Origin of the sequence: Azorhizobium sp. AG788, from assembly GCF_004364705.1 — a bacterium.
Classification (GTDB): domain Bacteria; phylum Pseudomonadota; class Alphaproteobacteria; order Rhizobiales; family Xanthobacteraceae; genus Azorhizobium; species Azorhizobium caulinodans.
This window is the reverse complement of the sequence record NZ_SOBM01000003.1, coordinates 565,907-582,381: the sequence shown is the minus strand read 5'-3', so window position 1 is coordinate 582,381 and position 16,475 is coordinate 565,907. Positions and strand designations below refer to the sequence as shown.

Below are 16,475 nucleotides of genomic sequence, written 5' to 3'. Positions count from 1 at the left end.
CGTCCTCGGCCTGAGGCGAAGTGAAGGCGAGATAAACCTTGGCCGTCCGCCACGAAACGCGATGGCGGGCCAAGAGACTTTTGCCCTGCCGGCAATAATCCGGCCGGGATTGTTCTCAGGCAGCGACGGAGAGGCCGGCCGCAGCCACCGCTGCCGGCACCGGGCCGCCGGTCGCCCAGTCCAACAGCTCCACCGTGTGCACCACCGGCGTGTCGGTGCCCGAGCCGATCTGCGTCATGCAGCCGATGTTCCCGGCGGCGATGATGTCCGGCGCGAGCTTGCCGAGATTGGCCACCTTCCGGTCCCGCAACTGCACAGCGATCTCGCTCTGCAGCATGTTGTAGGTGCCCGCCGAGCCGCAGCAGATGTGACTCTCGAAGGGCTCGGCCACCTCGAAGCCGACCGTGCGCAGCAACTGCACCGGCGTGCCCTTCACTTTCTGCCCATGCTGGAGCGAGCAGGCGGCGTGATAGGCGATCTTGCGGCCCATGGGCTTCTCGGCTTTCGGCAGGCCGAGGGTGCCGAGATATTCCGAAATGTCCCTGGCGATGGCCGAGACGCGGCGCGCCTTCTCCGCATAAGCGGGGTCAAGGCGCAGCATGTGGCCATAGTCCTTGATGGTGGTGCCGCAGCCCGAGACGGTGACGAGGATGGCGTCGAGCCCGCCTTTGTCCATCTCCGCGCACCAGGCGTCCACATTGGCGCGGGCCAGCGCAAGGCCCTGCTCCTCCTTGCCCATGTGATGGACGAGGGAGCCGCAGCAGCCTTCCTTCTCCACGCGCACCACCTCGACGCCGAGCCGGTTGAGCAGGCGGATGGCGGCCTCATCCGCCTCCGGCCGCAGCACCGGCTGGGCGCAGCCCCCCAGCAGCGCCACACGGGCGCGGCGCGGCCCCTTGGCCGGATGGACGCCGGGGTCTTCGCTGGGCGAGCGGCCCCGCGGAAAGCCCGGCGCGAGGCGCAGCATGGCCGCCAGCGGTTTCAGCGGCTTCACCGCATCGAACAGCGGCGCGAAGGGCTTCGCCAGCGCGGCCCCAGCAAGCGCGAGGCGGAACCGGCCGCGATAGGGCATCACGGCGGCGAGCAGGGCGCGGTTCAGCCGGTCGAAGAAGGGCCGCTTATAGGTGTGCTCGATATGGGCGCGGGCATGGTCCACGAGGTGCATGTAATGCACGCCGGAGGGACAGGTGGTCATGCAGGAGAGGCAGGAGAGGCAGCGGTCCACATGCTTGACCTCTTCCTCGGTGGCCGCGCGGCCGTTCTCCAGCATGTCCTTGATGAGGTAGATGCGCCCGCGCGGGCTGTCGAGCTCGTCCCCCAGCAGCACATAGGTGGGACACGTGGCAGTGCAGAAACCGCAATGCACGCAGGTGCGCAGGATCTTCTCCGCCTCGCTGGTGTGCGGATCGGCAAGCTGCGCGAGGGAGAATTCAGTCTTCATCTGGCGTGGCCTCCCGTGGGAGCGGGCGTTCTTGTTCTGATGGGGGTGGGGCTCGTTTCGGAGCGGGCGTTCTCGGGCCCGGCCGTCTTACCCCCCTCCCTGCCCTCCCCCTCAAGGGGGGAGGGGTCGCGGTGCGCCGGCGGGAGAGGTGCCCTTAGCCTCTTGGGGGTTGGGAGCGGGAGGTCATCACCCCCTCCCCCCTTGCGGGGGAGGGTCGGGGAGGGGGGTAGAACGCTCTCCACCTTCACCCGCTCAATCACCCGCGCCGAAAGATCTTCCAGCACGCCCCCAAGATTGCCGAGCACATCGTTGTTCCAGTAGCGCACCACCGCGTAGCCCGGCGCCGCGAACCAATTATCGCGCGCCTGATCCTCCGGCCCGCCATGCTGGCCGCCGTCCAGTTCCACGATCAGCCGAGCCGGGTGGCATACGAAATCGGCGACATACCTTCCCATCGGCGCCTGACGGCGGAAGGGCGCGCCTTCGAGGCGATGGGCGCGCAGGTGCTGCCAGAGGGTGCGCTCTGCGTCGGTCATCTCCCGGCGGAGCGTTTTGGCGTTTCCATTCAGGCGCGGGCTAATGGGACGATGGGCGGTCGGGCGCTCCTCGTTGGGCATATCGGCCTCCGGCGCGATGGCGGAGAGGGTGTTTTGGTTCGGACCGGCATTACCCCCCTCCCCAGCCCTCCCCCGCAAGGGGGGAGGGAGTGGGTTGCGCGGGGGGCGGGCCTCCCCAAAAAGTACGGCAGAACCCTCCCCCCTTGCGGGGGAGGGCAGGGAGGGGGGTAGAACGGCCGGGCGCAGGTGGCCCATCGCCGTCCTCGCACCCGCCATATCGCGCGCGGTCTCCATCACATGCCCGCGTGCATGCGGCCGGGGTTGAGGAGGCCGACGGGGTCGAAGCTCGCCTTCACGCGGCGGGTGAGGGCATCGTGGGCGGCTTCCAGAGGCTGGAAGACGGGGACGCTCGCGCGCTCCGCCGCCGTCCCGCGCACGAGGGTGGCATGGCCACCGTGGCGGGCGAGGGCGGTTCGGACCTCGTCGGCGTGCGAGGCTTCGCCCGGCATCAGCAACCAGACGAGGCCGCCGGCCCAGTCGCAGAAGGTCTCGGCCCCAAGGTCTCGGGCCATTTCCGCCGCCAGCAGCGGGCCGGACGCGGGGGCGGTGGAGAGGCGCCAGACGGCCCACTCGCCGGTGCCAGCGAAAGGCAGCGCATCGCGCACCGCCGCCCAGAGGCGGGCGGAGGCGTCCCCTTCCGCCACCTCGACACCGCCGAAGGGCTGGAGCACGGCGATGAGCATGGCCCGCCGCGCCTTCACCGAGGGCTCGAAACCCTCGAGTCGCAGCGCCACCGCCGGGCCATCGGTGCCGAGTTCCGGAATGCGGCCGGAGACCGGCGCGGGCAGATAGGCCGCGCCCGACACCTCGCAGGAGGAGCCCATGGCCGCGCTCATGGCGCGGGCGGCAGTCTCCGGCGGCACGCCGGGCAGGATCACCGTTTCCGCCATGGGCGGGCGGGGCAGCACCTTGAGGGTGAGTTCACTCAGCACCGCCAGCGTGCCGAAGGAGCCGGTGAGCAGGCGGGGCAGATCGTAGCCCGTCACGTTCTTCACCACCCGGCCGCCGGACTTGAAGGCTTCTGCCCGGCCGGAGACGGCGCGCGCGCCCAGCGCATGGTCGCGCGCCGCGCCGTGGCTGATGCGGCGCGGGCCGGCGAGATTGCAGGCGAACACGCCGCCGAGCGAGCCTTGCCCCGGTGCGGTGCCGAGCAGCGGGCCGTAATCCATGGGCTCGAAGGCCAGCATCTGGCCGCGCGCGGCGATCAGCGCCTCGATCTCGGCGATGGGCGTGCCGCCTTTGGCGGAAAGGATGAGTTCCTCCGGCTCATAGAGCGTGACGCCGGACATGCGGGAGAGATCGAGCGTCGCGTCCGTCTGCGTCGGCCGGCCGAGGCCGCGTTTGGAGCCGCGCCCGGCGACCTCCAGCGTCTTGCGGGCTTCCAGCGCCGAGCGCACGGCCTCCACGAGGCCGGCTTCGTCCGCCACGGTGAGAATGTCGGTCATGATGCGCCCACGGCGTCAGAAACGGGGAAGGTCGGGGAAGGGCAGAGCGCCGCCCGCCACATGCATGCGGCCGAGCTCGGCGCAGCGGTGGAGCGTGGGGAACACCTTGCCCGGATTGAGCAGGCTTTCCGGATCGAAGGCGCATTTGAGGCGCTGCTGGTGGGCAAGGTCCACCTCGTCGAACATCTCCGGCATCAGGTCGCGCTTCTCGATGCCGACGCCATGCTCGCCGGTGAGCACGCCGCCCACCTCCACGCACAGGCGCAGGATGTCGGCGCCGAAGGCCTCGGCCGCGTCCATCTCGCCTTTGTTCGCGTCATAGAGGATGAGCGGGTGCAGATTACCGTCGCCGGCATGGAAGACGTTGGCGCACTTGAGGCCGTGTTTCTCGGAGAGTTCGCGCATCCGCGAGAGCACCAGCGGCAGCGCCTTGCGCGGGATGGTGCCGTCCATGCAGAGATAATCGGGCGAGATGCGCCCCACTGCCGGAAAGGCGGCCTTGCGCCCGGCCCAGAAGCCCATGCGCTCCTCTTCCGTCTGCGATACGCGCAGGGTGGAGGCGTTGCAGCCGCGCGCGATGGCCGCGACCTCTTCCAGCAGGTGCGCGCATTCCGCTTCCGGCCCGTCCAGCTCGATGATGAGTAGGGCTTCCACATCCAGCGGATAACCCACCTTCACGAAGGCTTCGGCGGCGGCGATGGCGTCCCTGTCCATCATCTCGATACCGGCGGGAATGATGCCGGCGGCGATGGTGCGGGCCACGCACTCGCCCGCGTCCTCGGAGGTGGGGAAGCCCACCAGCACGGCGCGGGCGGTGTCCGGCTTCTTGAGCAGGCGGACGGTGACTTCGGTCACGACGCCCAGCAGCCCTTCCGAGCCGATGACGACGCTGAGCAGATCGAGCCCGCCCGCATCCAGATGCTTGCCGCCAAGGCGCACGATCTCGCCGGTGATGAGCACCAGCTCGACGCCCAGCACATTGTTGGTGGTGAGGCCGTATTTCAGGCAGTGCACGCCGCCGGAATTCTCGCCCACATTGCCGCCGATGGTGCAGGCGATCTGCGAGGAGGGGTCGGGCGCGTAATAGAAGCCCTCGTGCTCCACGGCCTTGGTGATGCCGAGGTTGGTGACACCCGGCTGCACCACCGCGCAGCGGTTGGGAAAGTCGATGTCCAGCACGCGGTTGAACTTGCCCATGCCGAGCAGCACCGCATCCTGAAGCGGCAGCGCGCCGCCGGAGAGGGAGGTGCCCGCGCCGCGTGGCACCACGCGGATGTTGTTCTCGTGGCAATAGCGCAGCACCTGCGAGACCTGCTGCGTATTGGAAGGCAGCACCACCACGAGGGGAAGCTGGCGATAGGCGGTCAGCGCGTCCGATTCATAAGGACGCATCTCCCGCTCGCGATCGATGACGCCTTCTCCCGGCACGATGGCGCGCAGCGCGGTGATGATCTCGTCCCGGCGTGCCAGCACGCTCGCGTCCGCTTCCGGAAGCCTGAGGCCCGTCATGGCGGTCGTCCCTAGAATGGTTCTCGTTGCCGCGACTATAATCGTTTCGATGCGAAAATCCGGCATTGATTATTGCCGCAGCGGCTAAAATAAATAGCGCCATGGAAACAATCCGCCGAGACACCACCGCAACCCGCCGTTCCTCGCCCGAGGTGCGACCGATGATCGGCAATCTCGGCGATCTCGAAATCTTCGCGCGCATCGTCACCGCTGGCGGTCTCTCGGCGGCAGGGCGGGAACTGGGCCTCTCGCCGCCCGTGGTGTCGAAGCGCGTGCAGCGGCTGGAGGAGCGGCTCGGCACGCGCCTGTTCCAGCGCACCACGCGCAAGGTCACGCTCACCGAGGCGGGGCAGGGCTTCTATGACCGGGTGGTGGCCATCCTCGCGTCCGTGGAGGAGGCCGAGAGCCAGCTCGCCCGCCGTTCGTCCGAGGCGCGGGGCCTCTTGCGCGTGTCGGCGCCCACCTCTTTCGGCCGGCTGCACATCGCGCCGCATCTCGGGCCGCTGCTCGACACCAATCCCGAGCTGACGGTGGACCTCGAACTCTCCGATGCCTTCGTGGATATCGTGGGCGACGGCTTCGACATCGCGATCCGCATTGCGGACCTCACCGATTCGAGCCTCGTCGCCCGGCGCCTTGCGCCGGTCCACCGGGTGCTGTGTGCGACGCCGGCCTATCTCGCCCGCGCAGGGATGCCCAAGAACTTCGCGGATCTCGCCGACCATGTGCTGCTCGCCACCCACGGGCAGGACCCCTGGCGGCTGCAGGGGCCGGACGGGCCAGTGACGCAGCGCGTCCACAGTCCGCTGCGCACCAATTCCAACGAGGTGGTGCGCGAGGCGGTGCTGGCCGGCGTGGGCATCGCCCTGCGCTCCACCTGGGACGTGGGGCCGGAGCTGAACAGCGGCGCGCTTCAGGTGGTGCTGCCGGCCTATCGTGCCTCGCACAGGGTCGGCGTCTATGCGGTCTATCCCTCCCGCCGCTTCCTGCCGCAGAAGGTCCGCGTCTTCATCGATCACCTCGCCCAGCTCTACGGCTCCGTGCCGCCGTGGGATGCGGGGCTTGAACATCTGTTCGAGCCGCAGACGGGCGCCTGACGAAATCGGGTTGGCGCGGCGTTGTGCCTTCGGCATAACCCCAAGGAACATCCCGCCGGACATCCATGCCCCATTCCCCGAAAGATCACGTCTCCGTCACGGCCCATGGCATGATGGAAGGCGCCCGCGTCATGATCCCGCTGATGCCGGGGCTCGTGCTGTTCGGCATGGCCTTCGGCGCCGCCGCCGCGCAGAAGGGCTTCTCTCTGCTGGAAGCCTCGCTCTCCAGCGGACTCGTCTTCGCCGGTCTCGCCCAGATGGTGGCGCTGGAAGGCTGGACGAAGACCTGGACGCCGGGCGGCCTGCTGGCGCTCGCCTTCCTCACCATGGCGGTGAACATGCGGCACTTCCTCATGTCCGCTTCCATGCGCCCGTGGCTCGGCCAGCTTCCGGGCTGGAAGGCCTATCCCTCGCTGCTGCTGATGGCCGACAACAATTGGGCGGCCGCCATGCGCTACCGGGCGAACGGGGGCAGCGATGCCGGCTTCTTCATCGGCTCCGGCATCATCACCTGGTTCGTCTGGGTCGCGGCCACCGCGGCGGGACAGGTGATCGGCGGCGGCCTGCCGGACCCGAAGAAGTTCGCCATCGACGTGGTGGTACCGGCCTTCTTCGTCGCCATGCTGGTGCCGAACTGGAAGGGCCGCCGCGAGGCCGTGACCTGGGGCGTCGCCGCCGCCGTCTCGGTCGGCGCATCCTTCCTGCTGCCGGGCTGGTGGTTCATCGTCATCGGCGCCGTGGCGGGCGCGGTCGCGGGAGGCTTCGCCGATGACAAGCGTTGATCCGCAGACGGTCCTCGCCATCGTGGTGATGGCGCTCGCCACCGCCTTCAACCGGGCGAGCGGCTTCTTCCTCATGCGGCTGATCCCGCTGACCCCGCGCGTGCGCAAGATCATCGATTGCCTGCCGGGCGCCGTTCTCGTGGCGCTCATCGCGCCGACGGTTGCCCATGGCGATCTCGCCATGGCGGCGGGTCTCGCAGCGGCCTATGTGGTGACGAAGATCACGCGCAGCGACTTCATCGCCGTTCTGGCGGCGATGGCGGTGGGCGTCGGGATCCGGGCCTGGGTGGGCTGAGCCCCGACGCCGCCTCAGTGCGCGGTGGCGCTGGCGGTGGAGGCGGCGGGCGCGCTCGCGGGGGCGGAGGCCGGCGTCGCGGCGGGCGCGGGAACCGCAGGCGCGGCCATGGCGGGCGCCGGCGCCGGACGCGGCTTCGGCCGGCTGCCCAGAGCCCGGACCATGGTGATCACCTGCTGGTGCAGGTAGTCCGCCTTCTCGATGTTGAAATGGTCGATGCCCTGCGCGGCGGCGGCATCCTGGCTGCGGTTCGACAGCGTGCCGGAGAAGCCGGGGCCGGTGGTCAGCATTTTGCCGAAGCCGTTGTGCGACTGGTAGTAGTTCACGAAGCGCCCGCCCGAGCGGCCGATCTGCGTCACGCCCACCGGATCGAAGGTGACGACGAGGCGGGGCGGAATGCCCATGGCGGTCATGCGCTGGGCCATCTCGATGGCGGAATCGGCGCCGAGCGAATGGCCGATGATGACCACCGGCGCCTTGTTGTGGGCGCGCGACCAGGACACCGCATCGTCCGCGAGCTGCTGCCACTGGCCATATTCATAGACCTGCGCCCAGATGCCCTTGGCCTGCATCTTGGAAGCGAGGTCGTCGAGCCCGGTGGAGAAGACGTTCGCGAGCCCACGCATGAGATAGACGCGCGGCCCGGTCTGCGCACTGGCGCTTCCGGCCATGGCCATCGAGAGGACGAGCGCCGCGAAGGCGCAGGCGAACACGCGCAGGGACGCAAAACCGAAGCGGAACGTCATAGGCTCACCGTCATGTCTCCGTCGTTTCTGACGGGATTTGTTGCCGGGAGCAACGCCAAAGCTTGGCCTGCGATCCAGGGACCGCAGGCCGTCCGGCAACTTTTCAAGCTCAGCGTGGCGCCGCTGCATCACCCGTCAGGGAACCGCCCTCACGGCCGGTGCTGGGCGGTGGGGTGCCAGAGCGGCTGGTATCCCGCCGCCAGCGCGGTCAGCACCGAGGGCGGCGTCAGCGTCGGTACGGTCGCATCCAGGCCCGGTCCGCCGTGGAGCGGTGCCCAGCCCGCGAAGCTGAATCGCAGCAGACGGCCGTCCTTCACCGCAACCGGGCCGTCCTCGCCGGCGAACACCGCGCCGTCCGGCAGGTCGCCGAGCCGGCGGGGATGCTTGCGGCGGCGGGTGCCGTCGAGGCGCTCCGCATGCAGCCGGCGGTCCATCTCGCCGGCGCCCGGCGGCAGGCGTCCCTCGCCCTTGGCCCAGGCCGCGGAGAAGGCATCCGCGGCCACCCGCCGGCACTGGAAGCAGGGGCGATGGCCGGCGGCGAAGGCCACCACCTCGTCGAGGAAGAAGAGTTCCGTATAGCCCTCGCCCATCACCGCCCGGCGGCGGTCGCGGAAGGTGAGGGCGCAGCAGATCCACTGCCGCGACACCCAGGCACGCCCGGTGAGGGTGCGGGTGCCGGGGTCGTGGATGCGTCCGCCCCGGTTGCCCATCAGCAGGCCGCGGGCGGGATGGGCGGCAATGTCGCCGAACGGATCGACGCGATTGCGCAGCGGGCCGACCGCGGTGCTCATGGGCGTATCAGGGGGGAGGGGAGGCAACGGCAAGGAGACCGTCCGTGACGGACGGCGGTCGCGATCTGCGCCATGGGCGGGCTCATCCCTGTGTCGCGCGGCTGGCACGCACGGCGGGGAGGCCCCGTCGCGGCGCTGCCGCGTCCTGTTGCGCCGCTAAGGTACCGGACCGGAAGGCGGAACGCTCCCCGGAGACATCCGATGCCGTAGCTCTGTGATGGACCACGCCAACCATGTCCGAGCGGACAGGTGAATGATCCCGGGCGCCGCTTGATGCGGTTACCGGCTTATATCATCCGAATTTCGTGCGTGAAAAGAACGGCGGGGCCGAAACGATGCCGTCACGAAATGATGATGCGCGTCCGGGCATCAAGCCTTGTAAGGAGGCGTGAGAGGTCGGCGGGCTTGAGCGCGACGCATCCTTCCGTGGGCCGGTAGCCGGGCCGCGCGAGGTGGATGAACACTGCCGAGCCCCGTCCCTTCACCCGGGGGCGGGTGTTGTGGTCGATCACGAGCAGGAGGTCATAGAGCCGATCATCGCGCCACAGGCGTTCGTGGGACGCCGGAAAGGGCAGCTCGACCGGGCGATTGTAGCGCCGGTCCTCGGGCGCGTCGCACCAGCCGTCGTCGGGACGGATCGCCGCGATCGGGAGAGAGGTCGCTGGCCGCGTCACGCGGTCGGCACGATAGAGCACCCGGACCGGATGCCAGACCCCCGCAGGGGTTCGCCCGTCGCCCTCGCGCTTGTCATACCCGATCCCACTGCGACCCAGCGCCACGGGAATGGCGCGGCCCGCCACCGTGAGCACGCCCTGGTGGCGGCAGCCCGGACGGCGCCGCACCGTGATCGTCGCGATCCCCACAGGAAGTTGCCGGGTCATATTTACCTAAATACCGCGAGCGCCCAGTTTCGCTGGGCAAGTTTGCGCGAATCCCCGAGCGTGATGTACTTGCGCGATTCGCGTGCCCGCAAGCCCGAAATAGGGCGCACAGGGTTACGGAGGTTTGCATGGCGAATGCGTGGAAGATTCTGGTGGTCGAGGATGACCCGGAACTGCGCGAGGCGCTGATCGAGCAGCTGGCGCTGCAGGAGGAGTTCGAGACCGTCTCCGCCGGCACGGCGCAGGACGCGCTGGAGGCCGCCAAGAACGGCGCCATCGATCTCGTGCTCATGGACGTGGGCCTGCCGGACATGGACGGGCGCGATGCCGTGCGCCAGATGCGCAAGAACGGATTCAAGGCCCCGGTCATCATGCTGACGGGCCATGACACCGACAGCGACACCATCCTCGGCCTCGATGCCGGCGCCAACGACTATGTGACGAAGCCCTTCCGCTTCGCCGTGCTGCTGGCGCGCCTGCGCGCCCAGATGCGCAGCCACGAGGCGAGCGAGGACGCGGTCTTCGCCATCGGCCCGTATTCCTTCCGGCCCGGCGCCAAGATGCTGCTCACCGATCGCGGCTCGAAGATCCGCCTCACCGAGAAGGAGACGGCGATCCTGCGCTATCTCTATCGCGCCGGCAAAACACCGGTGGCGCGCGAGACGCTGCTGCAGGAAGTGTGGGGCTACAATTCCGGCGTCACCACCCACACGCTGGAAACCCATATCTACCGCCTGCGCCAGAAGATCGAGCCCGATCCGTCCAACCCGACTCTGCTGGCGACGCAGGCGGGCGGCTACAAGCTCGTTCCCTGATCGCCTGCGGCTTCGGCCGCGGGCATCCATCCGCCATCCCGGCCCGCCGTTGCGGCGGTCCAAGTTCAGGAGCCCCGCGTGAGCCTCGACCAGGATGTGGTGCTGCTCCAGAGCGTACCCACCTTCCGGGCGCTCTCGGCGGAGGCTCTGCGCGCCCTTGCCATCAGCGTGGAGGAGCGCCGTCTGGCTCCGGGAGAAGTGCTGTTCCGGGCGGGAGAGCCGGCGGACTGCGGCTATGTGGTGCGCACCGGCCGCATCGAGGTGTTCACCGCCAAGGGCGACAGGCGCGCCCAGCGGCTGGAGGTGACGCCCGGCGGCCTTGTGGGCGAGATGGCACTGATCCTCGAACGCCCGCGTCCGGCCGATGCGGTGGCGATCGATGCCGCCACCGTGCTGCGCATTCCGCGCACCACCTTTCTGCGGGTGCTGGAAAGCTTCCCGGAGGCGGCCGTGGAACTGCGCAAGCTGATCGCCCAGCGGGTCGAGACCGTGCTGCGCTCCCTCGACGGCCTGCGCGACAAGCTGGAGACGCCGGTGCGTCCGCCCGTCCGCAAGGGCTGACGGGGGGGCGCCGCCATGCCCATGCCCATGGAATATCAGCACGCCTCGGAGGCGTTCGAGCGGTTCCTCGCGGATGCGCGTGACACTGCGGGACTCGGCACGCGCAACCAGACCTACACGGTGGTCCAGAGCGTGCTGCTGACCTTCCGGCGCCGGCTCGATGTGCATCAGGCGATCCGTTTCGCCAACGTGCTGCCGCCGGTGCTGCGGGCCATCTTCATCGCCGACTGGGACACGACGGTCCCGGCCGTGTCGTTCGAAGACCGCGAGACGCTCACCCGCGAAGTGCAAGCCCTGCGTCCCCACCACAATTTCGCGACCGCCGCTTCCATCACCGATGTCGCCACGGCGCTCCGGCGGCATGTGGATGTCACCAGATTCGAGGCGGTTCTGGCCAGCTTGCCCGAAGGGGCGGTCGCCTTCTGGCACGTGGCCGATCCCGAGCGGACCTGAGCACTTCTGGCCTCTGAAGGCTCAGACCTCGAACGTCACCGCCACGGGCACGTGGTCGGAGGGCTTTTCCCACGAGCGGGCTTCCTTCAGCACCGTCATGGCCTTCGCCTTTCCGGCGAGGCTGCGGCTTGTCCAGACATGGTCGAGCCGGCGGCCCCGGTCGTTCACCGTGTGGTCCGGCGAGCGGTAGCTCCACCAAGTGAAGAGCTTCTCGGTCGGCGGCACGAATTCGCGCATCACGTCGATCCACGGCCCCGCCGCCTGGAAGCGGGTCAGCAGGTCCACCTCAACCGGTGTGTGGCTGACCACGGAGAGCAGCTGCTTGTGGTTCCAGACGTCGGTTTCGAGCGGCGCGATGTTGAGGTCGCCGACGAGAATGGCGTGGGCGCCGGCCGGGCGTCCCGCCTCGGTGAGCTTCTCCCAGGCGATGGCCTCGTCGAGAAAGGCAAGCTTGTGGGCAAACTTGGGGTTCACCTCCGGGTTCGGCTCGTCGCCGCCGGCGGGGATGTAGAAATTATGGATGGTGACGGGCGCCGAGAGCCCGCCTGCACCGCCCAGCGTCACCGCGATATGGCGGGCATCGCCCTTGCCGCAGAATTCCTGCTTCTCGATGGCATCGAACGGCCGCTTGGAGAAGGTCGCGACCCCGTGCCAGCCCTTCTGCCCGTTCAGCGCGATGTGCGGAAAGCCCAGCTCCCGGATGGCGGCGAGCGGGAACTTGTCGTCCTGGCACTTGGTCTCCTGGAGGCAGAGCACATCCGGCTTCAGGCGCTCCACCGTCTCTTTCACGATGTCGAGGCGGATGCGGACGGAATTGATGTTCCAGGTGCAGACGGTGAGGGACAAGGCAGCAACCGCAGGCGGGAGGGGGAGGCAGGCGAGGATGCCCGCCACGGCGTGTTCCGCACGCCTTGGGGAAGGGCAGGAACGATGCGCTCAGGGCACCTCGTCATAATAGGGCGCGTCGTCCCCGTCCGCCAACCATGGCACCCGGTGGGAGGCCCAGATGTGGAGGACAGGTCGGGTGCCGGGATCGTCGTCGAGGGTGCCGACGCGCACGATGACGAATGGCTGCTCCGCCCGGTCGGCCACCAGATGCGATCCGCAGAGCGAGCAGAACAGCCGGAGTTTGCCGGGCGAGGATTCGAAGGCGGTCAGGCGGTCCTGCCCGTCCAGCCAGCGAAAGTCCTCCCGCAGCACGCGGGCCGTGGAGATGTGGTCCGCGGCGTGGGTCTTGCGGCAGGTCTGGCAGTGGCAATGCACAATGTCGGAATGCAGCCGGGCCACCTCGTAGCGTACGGTTCCGCACTGGCAACTGCCTCTGAAGGCCATGGCTTGTTCCTCAGACCTCAGGCCGCAGCCGGAGCATCCGTCAGTTGATGACGAAGAGGCTCGGGTCCGGCCGCTGGGTGTAGTTGAGATCGTAGATGGCGACCGAGGTGTCGTAGCCCTGCGGATCGGTCACGGTCCACTGCCGCAGTTGGAAGTCCTTGGCGTCGAACAGGATCTGCAGGCGGTAGGTGCCCATCATCGGCACACTCTCCTGCATGATGACCTGGATGTAGAGATTGTCCTGATAGACGCCCAGCACATTGGAGTTGCGCGTGAGGTCGATGCGCTCGGCGAGGATGAAGCGCAGCGGCGTCTGATTCAGCGGCGTAAGGTCCTGCGTGTTCAAGCGCCTGTCGCGCACCGCCACGTTCTGACCGTTGGAGATGAGCTGGATCTGGGTCGGCGGATTGTACTCGAACCGCACCCGGCCAGGCTTCTGCATGTAGAAGTCGCCGGTCTTGCGGGTGCCGTCCGCATCCACCTGCACGAAGGTGCCGACCAGCGTCTGCACCGAATTCCAGTAGGTGGTCAGCTTCTCGATGGTCGCCGGGCTGGCGCGCTCGATCTGGCCCTGCTGTCCGGCCTGCGGCAGCGCCTGCTGGGCCTGCGCGGGGGGCGCCACGCGGGGCGAGGTGGGAGCTGCGGCCGGAGCCTGCGCTGCGGCGGGCGGGCGTGGCTGGTTGGCCGAGGCCGGGCGCTGCTGCGGCAGTGGCGCGGACGCCGGCGGTGCCGCGGGGGCGGCCTGAGCGGCGGGGGCAGGGGGCGCCGCGCTCGGCGCCGGCTGGGCGGTGGCGGGACGCGGCGCTGCGGAAGGAGGGATCTGTTGCGGGGCCGTCGGCTGCGGCGGCGTCAGCTGCCGCGGCGTCATCTGCGGCGCGATCGGCTGGGGCGAGAAGAGATCGGCGCCGGACACGCCGCCGCTGGCATTGGGTACCTCTCCGGGGGGCAGCAGCACGCCCTGCGCCAGGGCCGCGGGTGCCGCTGCCGTGACCGTCAGGAACGCGAGGAGAGGAAACAGGCGGGGCATCATCCACTTCCGGCAGCAGCGCGAATCACGCTCTCGCGCATATCCCCGCTTATACGTCTCTTTCTCTGGCACCCCGGCGGCGGTCACAGGCCGTCCCGGGGCGAAGCAGTCTCGTTCTCATTAACCTGCCGGACCCGCATCCGCACCCCGCTTTTCATCGGCCGGGCAGCCGGTTCCGGCGGTGGCAGCCTGAGCTGGCTACCCATTCCCTATGGCGATCCTGTGTCGGGGAAACGGGCCGGGCGCCTATTCGGCGGCCTCGTCGGTGACGAGGATCTCGCGCTTGCCGGCATGGTTGGCGGGGCCGACGAGGCCTTCCTTCTCCATCCGTTCCACCAGCGAGGCCGCGCGGTTGTAGCCGATCTGGAGACGCCGCTGGATGTAGGAGGTGGAGCACTTCTTGTCCCGGAGCACCACGGCGACGGCCTGCGAGTAGATGTCGCCGCCCTCGCCCATGCCGCTCTTGTCGAACACGGCGCCGTCCTCGTCGCCATCCTCGTCGAAGTCGGCGGTTACGGCGTCCACATAGTCCGGCGCGCCCTGCGCCTTGAGGTGGCGCACCACGTGCTCGACTTCCTCGTCCGACACGAACGGGCCGTGCACGCGGCTGATGCGGCCGCCGCCGGCCATGTAGAGCATGTCGCCCTGGCCGAGGAGCTGCTCGGCGCCCATCTCGCCAAGGATGGTGCGGCTGTCGATCTTCGACGTGACCTGGAAGGAAATGCGGGTGGGGAAATTGGCCTTGATGGTGCCGGTGATGACGTCCACGGACGGGCGCTGGGTCGCCATCACGAGGTGGATGCCGGCGGCGCGGGCCATCTGGGCGAGCCGCTGGATGGCGCCCTCGATGTCCTTGCCGGCGGTCAGCATCAGGTCCGCCATCTCGTCCACGATGATGACGATGTAGGGCAGCGGCCCCAGCTCCATCTCCTCGCGCTCGTAGATGGCTTCGCCCGTCTCGTGGTCGAAGCCCGTCTGCACGGTGCGGGCCAGCGATTCGCCGCGCTTCTGGGCATCCGCCACACGGGCATTGAAGCCGTCGATGTTGCGCACGCCGAGCTTGGACATCTTCTTGTAGCGGTCCTCCATCTCCCGGACCGCCCACTTGAGCGCCACGACCGCCTTCTTGGGGTCGGTGACGACGGGGGCGAGCAGGTGCGGGATGCCGTCATAGACGGAGAGTTCCAGCATCTTGGGGTCCACCATGATCAGGCGGCACTGGTCCGGCGGCAGCCGGTAGAGCAGCGACAGGATCATGGTGTTGATCGCCACCGACTTGCCCGAGCCGGTGGTGCCGGCCACCAGCAGGTGCGGCATGCGGGCGAGATCGACGATCACCGGCTCGCCGCCGATGGTCTTGCCGAGCGCGATGGCGAGCTTCTGGCCGTTCTCGGAGAAGTCCTTGGTGGAGAGCAGTTCGCGCAGCAGGACCTTGTCGCGGCGCTGGTTGGGCAGCTCGATGCCGATGGCATTGCGGCCGGGCACCACGGCGACGCGCGCCGATATGGCGCTCATCGAGCGGGCGATGTCGTCGGCCAGCCCGATGACGCGGGAGGACTTGATGCCGGGCGCCGGCTCCAGCTCGTAGAGCGTCACCACCGGTCCGGGGCGGACCTGCACGATCTCCCCGCGCACGCCGAAGTCCTCCAGCGTGCTTTCAAGCAGCTTGGCGGTGTCCCGCAGGGCTTCCGCCGACATGGTCGGCCCCTTGGAGGGGGGCGGCGCGCCGAGGAGGCCGAGGTCGGGCAGTTCGTAGAAGCCGCGCCGGCCGGGCATGGCCACCGGCACGCGCTTGCCGTGGCTGCGGCTGCGCGGGGGCGGCGCCACATAGGTCTCTTCGTCCGGCACGGGCGCTTCGGGCACCACGGGCGCGGGTGCGCTCGCCGCGAAGCGCGGCTCCATGCGGCCGCCGGAGACGGCCGGCCCGCGCGCGGCCGGCGTGCTCGGCACATAGGTGCGCGACCGGCGGCGGCCGGAGAGGCGGGCCTTGAGCGAGAGGAAGGTGTGGGTGAGGGCGCCCAGCGAGATCATCGCTCCGCGCTCCACCTCTTCGGCGTCGTAGGGCTCGTCCACCTCTTCCGCCTCGTCTTCCGGCGGATTGGGGCGGCAGGCCACATAGAGGCCGGCGAGCGCCAGCGTGCCACCGAGAAGGCCGGTGACGGCGGATTCGAGGAAGGAGCCGAAGCTGCCGGTGAGCAGCAGGAACAGGCGCGGAATGAGATCGCCCATCACGCCGCCGAGGCCCGTGGGCATGGGCCAGGCGCCGAAGGCCGGCAAAGCGCCGAGGAAGGCGCTGGTGCCGAGCGCCCCGAAGGTGAGTGCGACGATGCGCAGCTTCTCGCCCTTGAGCGGGCGGAAGGTCAGCAGCCGCCAGCCCCAGATGGCGAGCGGCAGGATGATGGCGAGCGAGGCGAGGCCGAAGAGCTGCATCAGCAGATCGGCCAGCACCGCGCCGGGCCGGCCCAGCAGGTTGCTCACCTTGGCGTTGGTGGCGTTGGACAGGCTCGGGTCGGAGGCCGACCAGGTCATCAGCGACAGGAGCGCGAAGGCGGCGGCGCCAAGCACCACCACGCCGCAGATCTCGGAAGACCGGCGGCGGATGGCGAGGCGGACGCTCTCCGGAATGAAGTCCATGCCCCCGCCATGCGCGCGCATCGTCAGTGCAGACGCGGAACGACGGCGG

The 16,475-nt window shown here is 69.1% G+C and carries 17 protein-coding genes; 6 read left to right on the top strand and 11 right to left on the bottom strand.

The features are described from left to right. Positions 1–115: 115 nt before the first annotated feature. From glcF to DFO45_RS10475, 4 genes are all read right to left on the bottom strand, one after another. A complete protein-coding gene (glcF, locus tag DFO45_RS10490; RefSeq protein ID WP_133864792.1) occupies positions 116–1,441 on the bottom strand; it encodes a glycolate oxidase subunit GlcF in 1,326 nt (441 codons plus the stop codon). Then, on the bottom strand, positions 1,438–2,058 hold the full coding sequence (locus DFO45_RS10485; RefSeq protein ID WP_133864791.1) for an endonuclease domain-containing protein: 621 nt from the start codon (positions 2,056–2,058) through the stop codon (positions 1,438–1,440). Before DFO45_RS10485 ends, glcF begins: the two co-directional genes overlap by 4 nt. 233 nt (positions 2,059–2,291) lie before the next feature. Next, a complete protein-coding gene (glcE, locus tag DFO45_RS10480) occupies positions 2,292–3,503 on the bottom strand; it encodes a glycolate oxidase subunit GlcE (RefSeq protein WP_133864790.1) in 1,212 nt (403 codons plus the stop codon). A 15-nt stretch (positions 3,504–3,518) separates the two neighbouring features. After that, entirely contained in the window at positions 3,519–5,012 is a 1,494-nt protein-coding gene (locus DFO45_RS10475) for an FAD-linked oxidase C-terminal domain-containing protein (protein WP_133864789.1), read from the bottom strand. 161 nt (positions 5,013–5,173) lie between these two features. Between DFO45_RS10475 and DFO45_RS10470 the strand changes: the two genes are divergently transcribed. From DFO45_RS10470 to DFO45_RS10460, 3 genes are all read left to right on the top strand, one after another. Continuing rightward, positions 5,174–6,109, top strand: a complete 936-nt coding sequence (locus DFO45_RS10470) for a LysR family transcriptional regulator (RefSeq protein ID WP_133864788.1) — start codon at positions 5,174–5,176, stop codon at positions 6,107–6,109. Positions 6,110–6,174: 65 nt separating this feature from the next. Continuing rightward, positions 6,175–6,891 (top strand): AzlC family ABC transporter permease, encoded by a 717-nt coding sequence (locus tag DFO45_RS10465; protein WP_133864787.1) that lies wholly within the window; start codon positions 6,175–6,177, stop codon positions 6,889–6,891. Then, entirely contained in the window at positions 6,878–7,186 is a 309-nt protein-coding gene (locus DFO45_RS10460; protein WP_133864786.1) for an AzlD domain-containing protein, read from the top strand. The genes DFO45_RS10465 and DFO45_RS10460 overlap by 14 nt, the downstream gene beginning before the upstream one ends. Before the next feature lie 14 nt (positions 7,187–7,200). On the opposite strand, the gene DFO45_RS24920 is transcribed toward DFO45_RS10460, so the two are convergent. The 3 genes from DFO45_RS24920 to DFO45_RS10440 all read right to left on the bottom strand — a co-directional run bounded on the left by DFO45_RS24920 (position 7,201) and on the right by DFO45_RS10440 (position 9,604). Next, positions 7,201–7,932, bottom strand: a complete 732-nt coding sequence (locus tag DFO45_RS24920; RefSeq protein WP_166657096.1) for a thioesterase domain-containing protein — start codon at positions 7,930–7,932, stop codon at positions 7,201–7,203. Positions 7,933–8,081: 149 nt separating this feature from the next. Beyond that, complete coding sequence (locus DFO45_RS10445) at positions 8,082–8,723, bottom strand: hypothetical protein (protein WP_043878704.1); 642 nt, start codon at positions 8,721–8,723, stop codon at positions 8,082–8,084. A 341-nt stretch (positions 8,724–9,064) separates the two neighbouring features. After that, positions 9,065–9,604: a L,D-transpeptidase family protein gene (locus DFO45_RS10440; RefSeq protein ID WP_133864785.1), complete on the bottom strand. Its 540-nt coding sequence runs from the start codon at positions 9,602–9,604 to the stop codon at positions 9,065–9,067. A gap of 128 nt (positions 9,605–9,732) precedes the next feature. Between DFO45_RS10440 and DFO45_RS10435 the strand changes: the two genes are divergently transcribed. From DFO45_RS10435 to DFO45_RS10425, 3 genes are all read left to right on the top strand, one after another. Then, positions 9,733–10,419, top strand: a complete 687-nt coding sequence (locus DFO45_RS10435; protein WP_012168621.1) for a response regulator transcription factor — start codon at positions 9,733–9,735, stop codon at positions 10,417–10,419. 78 nt (positions 10,420–10,497) lie between these two features. Beyond that, the gene (locus DFO45_RS10430) at positions 10,498–10,980 is read left to right on the top strand and encodes a cyclic nucleotide-binding domain-containing protein (protein WP_133864784.1); all 483 of its coding nucleotides are present in this window, start codon (positions 10,498–10,500) and stop codon (positions 10,978–10,980) included. A 15-nt stretch (positions 10,981–10,995) separates the two neighbouring features. Beyond that, complete coding sequence (locus DFO45_RS10425; protein ID WP_133864783.1) at positions 10,996–11,433, top strand: DUF2267 domain-containing protein; 438 nt, start codon at positions 10,996–10,998, stop codon at positions 11,431–11,433. Positions 11,434–11,454: 21 nt separating this feature from the next. Here the strand turns inward: DFO45_RS10425 and DFO45_RS10420 are convergent, their stop codons facing one another. The 4 genes from DFO45_RS10420 to DFO45_RS10405 all read right to left on the bottom strand — a co-directional run bounded on the left by DFO45_RS10420 (position 11,455) and on the right by DFO45_RS10405 (position 16,447). Further along, on the bottom strand, positions 11,455–12,279 hold the full coding sequence (locus DFO45_RS10420; RefSeq protein ID WP_043879862.1) for an exodeoxyribonuclease III: 825 nt from the start codon (positions 12,277–12,279) through the stop codon (positions 11,455–11,457). A gap of 90 nt (positions 12,280–12,369) precedes the next feature. Then, on the bottom strand, positions 12,370–12,765 hold the full coding sequence (locus DFO45_RS10415) for a GFA family protein (RefSeq protein ID WP_012168625.1): 396 nt from the start codon (positions 12,763–12,765) through the stop codon (positions 12,370–12,372). Between the two features lie 40 nt (positions 12,766–12,805). Further along, complete coding sequence (locus tag DFO45_RS10410; RefSeq protein WP_133864782.1) at positions 12,806–13,792, bottom strand: outer-membrane lipoprotein carrier protein LolA; 987 nt, start codon at positions 13,790–13,792, stop codon at positions 12,806–12,808. A 246-nt stretch (positions 13,793–14,038) separates the two neighbouring features. After that, the gene (locus DFO45_RS10405) at positions 14,039–16,447 is read right to left on the bottom strand and encodes a DNA translocase FtsK (protein ID WP_245518026.1); all 2,409 of its coding nucleotides are present in this window, start codon (positions 16,445–16,447) and stop codon (positions 14,039–14,041) included. Between the last annotated feature and the right edge of the window lie 28 nt (positions 16,448–16,475).